Origin of the sequence: Aggregatibacter actinomycetemcomitans (assembly GCF_003130205.1) — a bacterium.
Lineage (GTDB): Bacteria > Pseudomonadota > Gammaproteobacteria > Enterobacterales > Pasteurellaceae > Aggregatibacter > Aggregatibacter actinomycetemcomitans_A.
The window spans coordinates 1-12,743 of record NZ_NRDF01000023.1; the positions used below are offsets into that span (position 1 = coordinate 1).

General features: G+C 35.6%; 14 protein-coding genes and 1 tRNA gene. All 15 read right to left on the bottom strand.

Annotated features, from left to right (window positions below; translation table 11 throughout):
- Positions 1-247: 247 nt before the first annotated feature.
- Positions 248-324, bottom strand: a tRNA-Ile gene (locus DK423_RS10605).
- Positions 325-1,010: 686 nt separating this feature from the next.
- Entirely contained in the window at positions 1,011-2,606 is a 1,596-nt protein-coding gene (locus tag DK423_RS10615; RefSeq protein WP_005557724.1) for a pilus assembly protein TadG-related protein, read from the bottom strand.
- A gap of 15 nt (positions 2,607-2,621) precedes the next feature.
- Positions 2,622-3,200 carry a tight adherence pilus pseudopilin TadF gene (gene tadF, locus DK423_RS10620; RefSeq protein ID WP_005557722.1) on the bottom strand — a complete coding sequence of 193 codons (579 nt, stop codon included), beginning with the start codon at positions 3,198-3,200 and terminating at the stop codon, positions 2,622-2,624.
- Between the two features lie 69 nt (positions 3,201-3,269).
- Positions 3,270-3,845 carry a TadE/TadG family type IV pilus assembly protein gene (locus DK423_RS10625; protein ID WP_032996703.1) on the bottom strand — a complete coding sequence of 192 codons (576 nt, stop codon included), beginning with the start codon at positions 3,843-3,845 and terminating at the stop codon, positions 3,270-3,272.
- A gap of 15 nt (positions 3,846-3,860) precedes the next feature.
- On the bottom strand, positions 3,861-4,622 hold the full coding sequence (locus DK423_RS10630) for a tetratricopeptide repeat protein (protein WP_005557718.1): 762 nt from the start codon (positions 4,620-4,622) through the stop codon (positions 3,861-3,863).
- On the bottom strand, positions 4,612-5,478 hold the full coding sequence (locus DK423_RS10635) for a type II secretion system F family protein (RefSeq protein WP_005546825.1): 867 nt from the start codon (positions 5,476-5,478) through the stop codon (positions 4,612-4,614). The genes DK423_RS10630 and DK423_RS10635 overlap by 11 nt, the downstream gene beginning before the upstream one ends.
- A complete protein-coding gene (locus DK423_RS10640; protein WP_005546823.1) occupies positions 5,475-6,362 on the bottom strand; it encodes a type II secretion system F family protein in 888 nt (295 codons plus the stop codon). Before DK423_RS10640 ends, DK423_RS10635 begins: the two co-directional genes overlap by 4 nt.
- Complete coding sequence (locus DK423_RS10645) at positions 6,362-7,642, bottom strand: CpaF family protein (protein WP_005546820.1); 1,281 nt, start codon at positions 7,640-7,642, stop codon at positions 6,362-6,364. Before DK423_RS10645 ends, DK423_RS10640 begins: the two co-directional genes overlap by 1 nt.
- A 13-nt stretch (positions 7,643-7,655) precedes the next feature.
- On the bottom strand, positions 7,656-8,780 hold the full coding sequence (locus DK423_RS10650) for a flp operon protein D (protein ID WP_005557713.1): 1,125 nt from the start codon (positions 8,778-8,780) through the stop codon (positions 7,656-7,658).
- A gap of 15 nt (positions 8,781-8,795) precedes the next feature.
- On the bottom strand, positions 8,796-9,299 hold the full coding sequence (locus DK423_RS10655) for an RcpB protein (protein ID WP_005550006.1): 504 nt from the start codon (positions 9,297-9,299) through the stop codon (positions 8,796-8,798).
- Positions 9,296-10,678 carry a type II and III secretion system protein family protein gene (locus DK423_RS10660; protein ID WP_005557710.1) on the bottom strand — a complete coding sequence of 461 codons (1,383 nt, stop codon included), beginning with the start codon at positions 10,676-10,678 and terminating at the stop codon, positions 9,296-9,298. The genes DK423_RS10655 and DK423_RS10660 overlap by 4 nt, the downstream gene beginning before the upstream one ends.
- Before the next feature lies 1 nt (position 10,679).
- The gene (locus DK423_RS10665; RefSeq protein ID WP_005557708.1) at positions 10,680-11,504 is read right to left on the bottom strand and encodes a hypothetical protein; all 825 of its coding nucleotides are present in this window, start codon (positions 11,502-11,504) and stop codon (positions 10,680-10,682) included.
- 55 nt (positions 11,505-11,559) lie between these two features.
- Positions 11,560-11,988, bottom strand: coding sequence for an A24 family peptidase (locus tag DK423_RS10670; protein WP_005557706.1), 429 nt, complete (start codon positions 11,986-11,988; stop codon positions 11,560-11,562).
- A 14-nt stretch (positions 11,989-12,002) separates the two neighbouring features.
- Complete coding sequence (locus DK423_RS10675; protein ID WP_080567489.1) at positions 12,003-12,233, bottom strand: Flp family type IVb pilin; 231 nt, start codon at positions 12,231-12,233, stop codon at positions 12,003-12,005.
- A gap of 92 nt (positions 12,234-12,325) precedes the next feature.
- Positions 12,326-12,553, bottom strand: coding sequence for a Flp family type IVb pilin (locus tag DK423_RS10680; protein WP_005557704.1), 228 nt, complete (start codon positions 12,551-12,553; stop codon positions 12,326-12,328).
- Positions 12,554-12,743: the final 190 nt, after the last annotated feature.

Consider the following 12,743-nt stretch of genomic DNA (forward strand, 5'->3'; position numbering starts at 1 on the left):
GGCATAAAATAGTGTTTATTAAGGATTTTCTAAATAGAAAGAGTTGGTAAAACCAACTCTTTTGTCTACTATGTCTATTTTTAGTACCTGGAAAATCACTAAATTCCCCCTATAAGGTACTATATCAGGTACTAAAAGGTGAAATCAAAATAAAAGCATAATACACTATGGAAATGACTAAATATGTTAATTTATAAGGGGTTTTGGCTTGATTTGAATCAGAGTGAAGCAGTATGGATTAATACATTGGTGCCCCCAACAGGACTTGAACCTGTGACCAATCGATTATGAGTCGACTGCTCTGACCGACTGAGCTATGGGGGCGGTGAGCGTAGAATTGGTGTGCGATTATAGGGAAATATCGGGGTAAAGTCCAGAATATTGTGTGTTATTTAAAGTGCGGTGATTTTTGCCGGTGTTTTTCATATTCAAAAACGCGCTGAAAAATTGAATAGTTCAAGATTTAGTAACATTGAAAAGACAAATTTTGTTAGTTCTTTAAATAATCTAACGCCTATTTCGCTTAAACTGATTTAAACAAAAAACCGCCGTTGAATGATTCAAGGCGGTTTAAGTTAGCAGACTAATTACTTATTTAAATAATCCGGGTGTTACAGAAGAAGAGCGTCCAACCTCTTCTTCAAAACCAACGATCTGCTTAAATGCTTTTAAAAGCTGGTTTTCATCATCTACTACAAAGTAATTTCCTTTTCCTACGCAATTCTCCCAAGACGCTTTGTCTTCGGGTTTTGTCTATAACCAAAAATAACGAAAGCGATTTTTGCTGGGAGCTGACGATAGGCTTTATCTTGTAAGCTATCCGGTTTTTACCGGCGTTTTTCATGTTAAAAAACGTGGAAAGATTATTTGCTCTCTGAAAAGTCAGGTTGTTCCTTGTGATTTTAGCTGATTAGCTTTTGTGATGAGGTCATTTTTTTGATCGTATGTAGGGTAAAAGAAAACCGTCTTTTTTGAGTAAAAGACGGTTTTAATTTTATTATTTACATACTTTATTGGAACAATTTCGGTTTTTGTGAAGATGAACGACCTACTTCTTCTTCAAAACTGATGATTTGTTTGAATGCATCTAATAAGCCTTGCTTACTAAAGACTGAGTAGTAATGTTTACCAACACATTGTTTCCATGCGTTAAGCTGACTATCCGGTAAATTAGTACCAAATGCTATAAATGCAACGCGCGGTTCTACTTGACCATATTTAGAATCTTGCAATGAATTCATTTTTTCTTTTATTTCTCGGCATAATCCAGCACTCATTAGATTAACCAAAGTTTGTTCAGAGGGTTGATTATCCTCTCCGTCTGATAGTATTAGAAGTACTCGACGAGTATTGGTATTAAGCTTACTTGGAGCAGCTTCTGGTTCACTATTTTTACTAGCCATAAGATTAATTCCTATAAGCATACCAGAAGTAACTGCTGTTCCACCTAATGGCTCTATTTTACCCAATGCTTCTGCTACATTAGGATTTTTTTTGTCAAACCACGCTTGAGTTGTTTCTTTTCCTCTATTACCTCCTAAACAATATTTTCCATTGTCAAAAGTGAAATCATAGGCTCGTTTTTCACCATTAAATTGCTTAATTTGGCTTACAGTTTTTGCGGTATCCATATTCTTTTCTAATTCTTTAAGACCTTTTCCTATAGAACGTTTAAGAAGATTAGATATTTCTCTTGTTTTGGATTGTTGAGCATAGTATGGTAGCACACAACCACTAGTTTCTCCTTTCTGACGAGCACCCGCCGCAAAAGATACGAAGCCCATTCTATTGTAAGGACTTACACTTTCCTTGTTTTGTTTCGGTAACAAGATATTTTGGACCTCCTTTACGACTTCGACTAATGCGTCAATCCTTCTGTTTGGAGGATAAGCCTCAACTTGTCTATCTATGTACCACTTCATTGAACCAGACAAATCAGTTACCATCATTAAATCAATTGGAATAGTAATTTGTTTTTCTTTAACGGCATAGGTTTTCCCTGAATTAATTCCTACTCTTCCGTCGTGTAACTGATTGCTACGTACCAAAGTTTGACCCCAAGGTAGCCAGAATTTTCGTTGCACAGAACCCTGTACCGCACAAGCAATGGATTTTGCTGTGCCATTTTTATTTTTCGGCTGAGTTTTTTCTTCTAAGCACTCTGCTAGGAATGGGTCTTTAATTGTTACCGGAGAATTATTTTTTTGACCCTTGCTATCATCGGAACGTAAATAAAGTTTAACTAATCCTTGTACTAGTTCTTGGTTGCGCTTTTTCCATTGAGCCTGGACTTTTGCGCTTGAAAAATCTCTACCTTCACGTTCAATTTCTTGTTGAGAGACATTTTGTCTTTTTACATCAGAATGGTCTTTATTTTTCCGGTACTGATTGTCTTCAGCAATTAAAAGTAACGCCGCTTGATCCGTTGCTTGTGCCAAGCGGGCCTTATCTAATAATATGCCTGTGCCATCAACAGTAAAAGCAACTAATAATAACAATGGGAAGGCGAGCAGAGCAGTTATAATGCCATATACACCATGTTCGTTTTTGGAAAATTGTTTAACAGTACTAAATAATTTAGCAGTTAGATTAAAATTTTTTTTCATAAAGCTCTCCTTAGATTATCGAGCAACTGCCAGTGAAGAGGAACTTAGCATACCAAATGACTGGTTTTCTTTGCGTGTTATTAAATTTTTGAAAAAGCTACCGACTTCAACACAAAGCGTTACCTGATATAGTGGAATTTTTCTTTGGTTGTCAGGGTTCGCTGCTTCTGAGCGTGGCGACAAATAAGATAGATTATTATCCAACTTACGATAAGGCTGGCAGGTGTTTAGGTTTGTTAACGTTTCAGTACTTTTTTTCTCTGTCCAGTGTTCAATGGTAACACCGACTGTGTTTGGACTATTTTTGTCTCCAAATAAAATAAGTTTTGCCATTTGTTGATACTCAGTTAAATCAGTATTTTTTAGTGGTTCGCTTCCGTTATCATTGTATAGCTGATTACGTTCACGAAGAACATTGACTAGTGAATATGAGGCATTGTCCAGTTTCCCTTGGGTCGTACGAACAATAACTAAGTCTGTTAAAAAAGCGAAAATAAATACTAAAAGTATAAGCATAAAAAGGAATTCAAGACTAACTGCGCCCCTTTTATTATGAAAAAATTTTTTAGTATTAGTGAGAATGTTTTTTTTCATGTTTTTACACCGGTGATTAACCATCTATGATTATATTATTCGTGCTTTAAATAATTGTAAATTGCTTGATTATTTATTTGACCTGCCGGGATACTGGAATTTAGATCTATTAAATTCTTGCACAGCTACAAATTTGCGCGATAACAAACCGCCAACACTATCTTTAGGTAAAAATGGCAGTGAAACCAGAAATTCATAATTGTAGGTCAATGAATATACAGCCAATGTTGCTAACCGACCATTGGGAGGTATAATCTTTCCTTCTTTATCTTTCTTAGGTTCTCTAAATTTACTATCCAATAAAGACTGGATACAAGACCTTCCGCTATCGCAGTCGACATATTTAACATCAATCTTGTAACCACCATTTTTGTCTAAACGAGCGAGATAACCTATAGTTGAAGATTCTTGATAAACAAGCTGTTGTTTTAGAGCTTTCTCAAATTCTACCGCATAATCATTACCTTCCGCCGTTCTATTTTTTGCAATTCTTGCACTTTCGGTGATAGCTAAGTCCCAATATGCAGTGGTAATAGATATACGGCAGAATTCTAGAATTAAGAATACGACAAAGAAATAAAATACAACCGTCAAGGCAAACTCAACGGTCGATGCTCCCTTCTTATTTGATAGGAATTTTTCCATTATAAACCTTTTTTTTTATCTGGTGATATTATTAGATACGCGTTCAGTTTTTTTGAGAGCATTAATCAAATCATCGGGAGATGTATTAATGTTTTCCTTCACAATAATATCTTTTGCGTAATCAATGTCATTATTTTTGATTAAAGCAAAGATTAGATTGTGTACTAAACGCTGTTCCCTAACCCCATTTAAATACTGAGGTAATAATAAGGAAACGGCATTACGATAATCTCCGTTGACGATACTTAGCATAGCAAGATTGTTTACCGCCACAGCATCGTTTAAAAAATACTCGCGAGCTTTATTTATATCTTCGTTGGCTTTATTAGGATTTCCCATTAAGGCATAAGTCACTCCACGAAGATTATAAACTTCACCGTTTTTGGGAGATGTTGTTAATAAGCTGTTTTCGACTTCCAACGCTTCTTGATAACGCTTAAGTTGATTTAAATTTCGTGCTTGTAGAATTTTGGCCCTTTCACTTAACTGCCCGCTGTTTGTTAGCAACGGCTGTAAGTAGAGTAGAGATGAATTACTGTCCCCTTTCTTGTAATAAATTTCAGATAATTTATAACGCGTGAGAGGATCTTCTTTATTTTTAAGTCCATCACGATACATAGTGATTAACGCATCGTTGTTGTTAGTGCTCTGATAAAGTGCTTCTTTAGCAGCTAATTTATCAGCACTTAATGGTTTTTTATTTAGTACAGCAGAACATGCAGTAACAGATAAGATCATGCCGCATAATAGAACATTTTTAAGAGATTTAGAATACATGTGGAAATACCCTCATTACGCCTGGAGCTAGAATTAAAATAATAATTGGAAACATAATAAATAGAATCAAAGGGATACTCATTTTTGCTGACAGCGTACCAAGCTTTTCTTCTATAGCTAATAATTGAATTTCTCTAATATCAGTCGATAGTTGAATTAATTGATGATAAATAGAGGAACCAAAATTCAGACTTTGCTGCATTACAGTGCAAAACATCCTGATTTCTGTTGTTGGTAAAGACACAGAGAGATCCTGTAATGCTTGTGACATACCAGTAATTTCGGATTTACGAATAATACGTAACATAACATAGGTCAGATCAGGATTTAATGTTTTAAAGTCAGTTGCAACCTGTTTTAGTGCGGCCTCAATACTTATCCCGGTCTGTACATTAACAGCCACTAAATCAATGAATCCGGCTAAATCATTCATGATTTTTTTAATTTTAGCTTTTAAAATAGAACCAATTAAAACCCCAGGAATAACAATAGTTATTATTAATATAGTTAGAAAGCCAAGTAACAGAGATGAACTGTCGGTAGTTTCATCAGTAAGTGAATAAAGATAGTAAACTCCAAAAAGCAAAAGCATGATCAACAATTTTACTTTTATATTTTTATCAATAATTCCGAGTACTTTTAAGATAGGATTATTATTAATTAGTAATAGTTCAAGTTCAATTTGCTGTTTGCTCTTATTTTTGGCTACTTCGTCACTATCTTGATCCTTAGGTCTTTCTCCAGTAATAACTTCCTTTCTATATTGGAATTTTTTTCTGGCTGAAAGTGCGGCAAACAATACAATAATACCAAAAATCGTTAATAGCGCATAAGATAATAATAGTTTAATCATCATGTTGACTTCCTCATCAACCACCAAATGATTCCCATACCGAAAAGTTCACTGCCAAAAACATAATAAAGCACGTATCTACCGGTAGGGTCATTAATTAAAAAATCAAAGTTTTCCGGCATAGCAAACTGCATAAAGAAAAAGAAACCGACAGGAAAACACGCTACAATTATAGCTGACATTCTAGCCTCTGATGTCATTGCTTTCTTTTTCTTCTCCATTTTATTGCTATCGGCAATTACACGACCTAAACGGGAAATAACCTCGCGTATCTGTCCGCCTTTACTTAAGTTGGTGCGTACAATAGTAATGAAGAAATAGAATTCCTTATATGGGTAACGATCATAGCTGTCTTCAAAAACTGAAACAGGATCCTCGCCTATTGCAATACGCTTATGGATACTCTTAAACTCCTCACCTAATTGACCGGTAAGATCCTTACCGCAACGTTCTAATGCTTGTAATAAACCAGCACCTGAAGTCGCCGCTGCATTGAGAATCTGAATTACCTCCGGAAACATTGCGTTGAATGTTTTTTTATTACGGTACTGACCAAGTTTCCAAATAAACAAAACAAATCCAACAAGAAAAATTAAGCAAAATACTAATCGGTCAATATGAATATAAGCAACATTAATTACAAAAAAAGCAAAGAAAATAAAACAACTTATAGCAATATTACGAATCAAGTTTTTTTTATCACCTTTAGTAAAGTGATAATACCATAAACTAACTTTCGATTTGAGGCTCTTAAAAAAACTTGTTGTTCTACTTACAGAGGTATCATACTCATTAATTTTTCTTTTAGTAGAAAACCAACTACTTAAAGTATATATAAATAAAAGCCCACCTATTGTCAGGACAGCATAATACAAATAATAATTCATTACTCAGTTTCTCCGAAGATACTTTGTAGTTCAGCACTCAGATTGAATACTTGAGCATTTTGGAATACAGCAGAACGGGTTAGTAGTCCGTGATTAATAAACTCGCCAAGAATTTTACCCTCTTTATCACGATATTTACTTGCCTTATAGGAAAATATATCTTGCAAAACGATTTGACCGTTTTCCATTCCCATAACTTCAGTGATATTCATAATTTTTCTTGAACCATCGTTTAAGCGAGACGCCTGCACTATTATGTTTACTGCTGAAGAAATATTACGGCGAATTGCCTCCAACGGTAGGGATGCATTCGACATCATAACCATACTTTCCAAGCGAGATGTTGCATCGCGAGGACTATTCGCGTGCAACGTTGACATAGAACCATCGTGACCAGTATTCATTGCTTGTAACATTTGGAATGCTTCTCCACCACGGCACTCACCCACAATAATACGCTCAGGACGCATACGCAATGCATTTATTACTAAGTCTTGCATAGTAACCTCGCCTGTATGCTCAACGCCGGCTAAACGCGTTTCCAGGCGTACAACATGAGGCTGTTCCAAACGCAGTTCGGCAGTATCTTCTAGTGTGATGACACGTTCGGTATGGGAAATATAGTTAGATAGCGCGTTAAGTAAGGTTGTTTTACCGGATCCTGTACCACCTGACACAATTATATTTACCCGAGATCTGGCAGCAATAATTAAGAAATTTGCCATTTCGCGAGTCATAGAACCAAAATTTACAAGCTCTTGCAATGTTTTTTTATTCTTACTGAATTTACGAATAGAAATTGATGTGCCATCTAATGCAATCGGTGCAATAACAACATTTAAACGGCTGCCATCAGGTAGTCGGGAGTCCACTAGTGGACTACCATCATCAATACGGCGACCAACCCGAGCAACTAACCTTTTTGCAATATCAGTTAATTGTTCATTACTAACGAATTCTTTATCAGTTTTTTCCAGAATACCAGCACGTTCAACCCAGATGTCATTAGGACCATTAACTAAAATATCATTTATAGTATCGTCAGCCATGAGATCCCGTAATGGTCCATAACCCTCAATCTCATCAGCAACAATTTCAGCCATAACTAGAGTATCGGCTGAGGTCAAATAAGCACCGCTTTTATTGGCAACACGATTAACAATCTGAACCAGTTCGTTTACCAGTGAGCTTCTTTCACTTTGAAGTTCATCAATCTTTTCAATATCAAGATTGCTTAGTACTTCACTTCTAAGTAAGATTTTTTGTTGTTTGGTCAGCATGTTTAGCCACTATTTACTGTTTAATGAGTTTTGAAAAAAATGAAGAAAATAAACTCTGTTTTTCTTTCGGCTTACTACTGCGAGATATTGCACCAATAACCTTTAACATTAATGAATTAATTTCCTTTTTACCATCACGACCTAAGTTAATACCTAATACGGTTTTTGTATTAGTGTTTTTAATATACGGGATTACGGCATCTATTGAAGAACCGATTAAAGTTTCTATATCATTTTTGGCCATTAACTTAGCTGATTCCATTCGATTATCAGAAATACAGACAAAAGTACGAATTGGTTTTCTCGAAGTGCTACGGATGCGTTCGCATTCATCCAAGAACTGTTTAGCTAAACGTAGCGAACCAATTTTTCTTTCTACAACTAGTACGAAACTATTATAGTTTTCTAAAAAACCGATGAAATTATCCTTTTTAACGTTATAGATAGGTTGATCGTAGATAATAAAATTGTATTTTTCAGTCGCCGCAGGTGTTAGCTCAAATAGACTCCCGTTAAATATGTCTAAATTCGGAGTATATTCAATAACATTACCTGATAGCTTTTTATCAAATAATAAATCTAAATCTTGAGAACCATTAGGGCCTTGGGCTAATAGCACCGGAATTTTTTTACTTGACACAATCTCATTAGCAATATGTGAACTAATTAAACTTGCGCCAATACCACCTTTACAACTTAATACAGCAATTTTAACAGTATCTCTTAAGCGAGGGATATCAACACCTAAAATGATTTTCTCAACCATCTGACTTAACTGAGTATGCGAATTAAAGTAAAGGATGCCCTCATCTAGTAGTTTTTGTGATAAAGAGATGGAGTCACTATCACCGATAACACAACACCATACATTTTGTGGTACTATACTAAAAACTCGTTCGACAATAGTCTTTATGTTAGTCTCATGTGTGATATCAATAATAACCCCTACAGTGTCTTCTGCTGAAAATGAAATTTCATCAGATGAGGTGAAAAAATCCTTTTTAACAATCTCAATATTTTCAAGACCGCGAGTACGTAGAATTTGTGCAACTTCACCTTGGATATCATCACGGCTTGACACTATAGTAATAGTGCGAGCACTGTCTGCCGTGATTGTTTCTTGATCTAGTAATAACATAAAAAATACCTTCTATTAATACTTCAATTGAACACGCTGATTACTTTTAAGTGCACAAGAAGTCTCATTAGAATTCCAAAAAACTACTTCTCCGGTACGATATGCACAAGGTGCCGGTTTGGGCGCAATTTGAGCTACTTCAATATAGATTGGATATGTTTTTGCTTTATGTGCTTTTTTCTCTAAGTAAATAGATTTAGAGGCAATACCATTTTTAATCAATTTTGTACGAATTTTCATTGCGGCTTTCTTTGCCGTAGCATCACGCCAAATTATATTGATTTGCTTTTGGTTGTTACTACCTATATCACGAATAACGGAATTAAATAAATTACTATAACTGACATTAGAGTAATCCGGTAATACATAACGATCGACTAACTGTGTACGATTAAATTCACTATTTTGTACCGGTTGTGCAACAGTCGTATCGTTAACAAATTCACTGATTGCAAATGTTGTTACCGGGGCGGTAATTGAGGCCAATGCAATGGAGGCCGTAATAACTAATTTTCTCATTGTATGAACCCACTATTTTTTAAGAAGTTAGATGTTAATGTTTTGTAATAAACATTCTTTAACGGAGTCGTATGGAAGAATCTTTCCATTGTTCCGGTTTTTTCAAAATCAGGGTAAACAACATCTTTTTCATTTACCGGTTTTACTACATTTACTGTTGCCACGATAACTAACTCTTTTTTATCGCGCTCAGTTGTTGCACTACGGAAGAAAGAACCTAAAATTGGGATGTCTCCTAAAAGAGGAACTTTGTTTATACCTTCAAGGTCATTTGAGCTGAATAAGCCACCGATAATAAAACTCTCTCCGTTAGCTACTTCAAATAAAGATTTTGCTTTACGGGTATTAAAGAACGGAATATTCCCGATTCCATCAAAGTTATAGTTACCTGCAATAGTGCTCACTGTTTGATCTAAGGCTAAACGAATACGATTATTTTTTTGCAATTTAGCCGCAACAGCGAGTTTTATCCCAAACTCCTTATAGATAATTGTTGGTGAACCATCTCTATCCCGCTGTGCAAATGGGATTTCACCCCCCACTAAGATATCGGCAGTTTCACCGGATAACATAGAAATGTTCGGTTCGGCCAGAATTTTACCATTACTTTGGTTATCTAAAGCATTAATAAAGGCAGAAATACCTTTCGCATCTAAACGTAATACACCTTGATTTCCATTGAATCCACCTCCGAAACCGAAGTTACCTCCGACTAATGGACCACTACCGGCAACGTGGCTCCAGTTAATGCCCATTGCCTCAGAAAGTTTTTTATTTACCTCTACAACAGAAAGCTTCACATTAATTTGGGTTGTATCGGCAATATTTGCGTTATCAACGACACCATCGTAATGATATTTGTCTAAGAATGGTAAAGAGTCTTCTCCTAATTTTGTTTCAGTAACCTTTCTACCACTTCCTAAAGCTTCTCCTACAATTCTGCGAACCTCATCGCTTTCTTCTTGAGAACGGGCTTTTCCCTCAATTACATAAGCCTTGCCTACTTTTTTTACAGATAGATTAGTATTTGGGAAACGGCTTTTAAGTTGTTTATTCGTGTCTGCAATACTGGTCACAACAGAATCAACATTAACAGTATCGGATGTTAAGGGACGACCATCTGCTCCGAAAGCAGTAACTTCTGTTCTACCTTCCTCCTTTGCGTAGATAATAAAGGTGTTGTCGTCTAAAATTTCATAGTCGGCAATATTTGGTGAAGAGACGAAAATAGTGTCGATCTTTTCTTTTGTTTGAACCAACTGGGTTGCACCTTTATCTAGAGAGAAATTTTGTGCGTACGCATTTAATGAGAACACTGCCCCGAGAACTGCACAGCATATTAATTGTTTTTTGCCAAAAGTATGATTCCAATTTTGCATCTTATTGACCTCTTAATTTTCTGATGAATACACCGCGTGAATCAACTTCTTGAGTATTATTTTCGGCAGGTAATATGACTAACTTTGATTCTCTATCCAGTGAATAGAATTTTTTTGCTTGTTCAGCAGTTATCTTTAGTGCTACATAACCAGCATATTCTTGATTGTTTGGAATCCCGTCTGCTGCCTTTTCAGCTTCAGGAGCACCTTGTTCTGTTGATTGAGTAAAGTTTCTTGCTTGTAAAACCAATACTTTACCTAAAATTTTAACTAAATCTTTACGATCATAAGTGTTGCGCGAATCTGAAGCAATTTGTTGGCTATAGATAGCAACATAGTCTCCGCTTAAAATAGTATTTAGAATGTAATCATCGCCAGATTTAACATAGATGCGGTATGCGACTTCTTGATTCGGATCTAGGCTGGAAGTAAAGAATCTAGGATCGTTCGGAGAGATAATAGATTTATTAGACAGAAAAGAACCGGCTCTGACATTTTCTGCCATTAAATAGCCTTGTAATCCCTGAATACCATTCTTAGTCGTGGCCTCTCTTAGGTCATTGTCGACTAGTGCACTGTCTTCAGGGACAGAAATTTCATTTAAAATGTAATCATCTGCCTGTAGTAAATGACCCTTGTTTACGTCATTCTTTAACTCGGCAGTTAAAATTAGCTTTTCCGGTTTTTTCTCAGTTTCCTGAGTCGGCTGATTATTTACTATTGTTTGTTGATTTTCAGTATTGTCAAATGTTGGCATAAACATAATGCCACCAATGCCAACCGCTAGCGTAAGCACTGAAATGATCAAGAGCGTTCTATAATTCATTTTTTACCCTTAATTAAATTTTAACAAATTAAAGTTTCTGCTCATCAAGACAATATTAGTTTGATAGAGCTAGGTTTATCATAAAGCCAAGGCTTATTGCTACGCCATAAGGCAATCCGTTTTCTTTAATTGATTTACGGAAAAATAACCAACCGATAATAATTAGTCCCAATCCGGCAAATGTTGTAAAGAAGAAAAAAGAAAAAATTTCGTCACTTGGAACGGCTAACATTAGAACCGAAACAAGCTTTACATCTCCCGCACCTATGAAGTGCAAAGAAAACAGTAGAAATCCGATAATAAGTGTACATAAGGCGGGAATAACAAAGATAGTCTGATATTTTAATAAACTGAACGGAACAATGACGAATAACAGAAACAAAACGACCCGGTTACTAATAAGCCGAGAGCGAATATCAGTTACAGATAAAGTAATCAGCAGCAAGAGCGTTATGATTACTAAAGCATTAATGAACCAGTTCATTTTTTATCATTTTCTTAGCTACTTTTGCTAACTATGGCGCTAGAGACAGTGGTCGTTAAATCCGAGAACTTGCCTGACAACGCCTTAATGAAGCTGTTATCCCCGACTAAAACGGCGACTACAAAAACAGCAATAGCCACAGCAATTAGCCCATACTCAACAGAAGTAATCCCTTGTCGATTTCTGTAAAACTTATACGAAAAAAAGACTACTTGACGATAAAAGTAATCCAGTAAATCCATCATAATTAATTATACATCATAAGTCGAAGAACAGCCCTGACTTATAGGGCTGTTCTGTCTTGCCAGCTCTAAGCTTGAGCTTATTTGCTGTTTAATTATTGACTAAGATTTGCAGATGAGACTGTGCTAGTCAACTGATTGAATTTGTTTTGTAAGCCTTTAATAAAGCCATTGTTGCTGTAGAATACAGCAACGATCAATACTGCAACAGCAATAGCGATTAGACCGTACTCAATTGCAGTTACACCTGCTTCATTTTTTCTGAAAGAACGGATTGCTTCGGTTGCTTTGATGTATGCTTTAGTAGTTAAAGTATTTAACATTGTCTTAATGCTCCTTTGTTGTTTATAGAAAATAAAATTCAAGAATCCTTGAGTTTGGATTTAATGTCATTTATTTAATAAGCTTGTGGAATTAAATAAACGAGTGGTATTATTGTCAAAGTTACAAATAAGTGGCATAATCGGCAAAACTTAGAACGATAGAATAAGGCTTTAGCCTATTTTTTTACCC

What these genes read in the sequence shown, in the direction of transcription:
- DK423_RS10650 (WP_005557713.1), bottom strand. Translation starts at nt 8,780, where the DNA reads ATGTTATTACTAGATCAAGAAACAATCACGGCAGACAGTGCTCGCACT.
- DK423_RS10640 (WP_005546823.1), bottom strand. Translation starts at nt 6,362, where the DNA reads ATGAATTATTATTTGTATTATGCTGTCCTGACAATAGGTGGGCTTTTA.
- DK423_RS10655 (WP_005550006.1), bottom strand. Translation starts at nt 9,299, where the DNA reads ATGAGAAAATTAGTTATTACGGCCTCCATTGCATTGGCCTCAATTACC.
- DK423_RS10680 (WP_005557704.1), bottom strand. Translation starts at nt 12,553, where the DNA reads ATGTTAAATACTTTAACTACTAAAGCATACATCAAAGCAACCGAAGCA.
- DK423_RS10670 (WP_005557706.1), bottom strand. Translation starts at nt 11,988, where the DNA reads ATGAACTGGTTCATTAATGCTTTAGTAATCATAACGCTCTTGCTGCTG.
- DK423_RS10630 (WP_005557718.1), bottom strand. Translation starts at nt 4,622, where the DNA reads ATGTATTCTAAATCTCTTAAAAATGTTCTATTATGCGGCATGATCTTA.
- DK423_RS10665 (WP_005557708.1), bottom strand. Translation starts at nt 11,504, where the DNA reads ATGAATTATAGAACGCTCTTGATCATTTCAGTGCTTACGCTAGCGGTT.
- DK423_RS10615 (WP_005557724.1), bottom strand. Translation starts at nt 2,606, where the DNA reads ATGAAAAAAAATTTTAATCTAACTGCTAAATTATTTAGTACTGTTAAA.
- DK423_RS10645 (WP_005546820.1), bottom strand. Translation starts at nt 7,642, where the DNA reads ATGCTGACCAAACAACAAAAAATCTTACTTAGAAGTGAAGTACTAAGC.
- DK423_RS10675 (WP_080567489.1), bottom strand. Translation starts at nt 12,233, where the DNA reads ATGATGGATTTACTGGATTACTTTTATCGTCAAGTAGTCTTTTTTTCG.
- DK423_RS10625 (WP_032996703.1), bottom strand. Translation starts at nt 3,845, where the DNA reads ATGGAAAAATTCCTATCAAATAAGAAGGGAGCATCGACCGTTGAGTTT.
- DK423_RS10635 (WP_005546825.1), bottom strand. Translation starts at nt 5,478, where the DNA reads ATGATGATTAAACTATTATTATCTTATGCGCTATTAACGATTTTTGGT.
- tadF (WP_005557722.1), bottom strand. Translation starts at nt 3,200, where the DNA reads ATGAAAAAAAACATTCTCACTAATACTAAAAAATTTTTTCATAATAAA.
- DK423_RS10660 (WP_005557710.1), bottom strand. Translation starts at nt 10,678, where the DNA reads ATGCAAAATTGGAATCATACTTTTGGCAAAAAACAATTAATATGCTGT.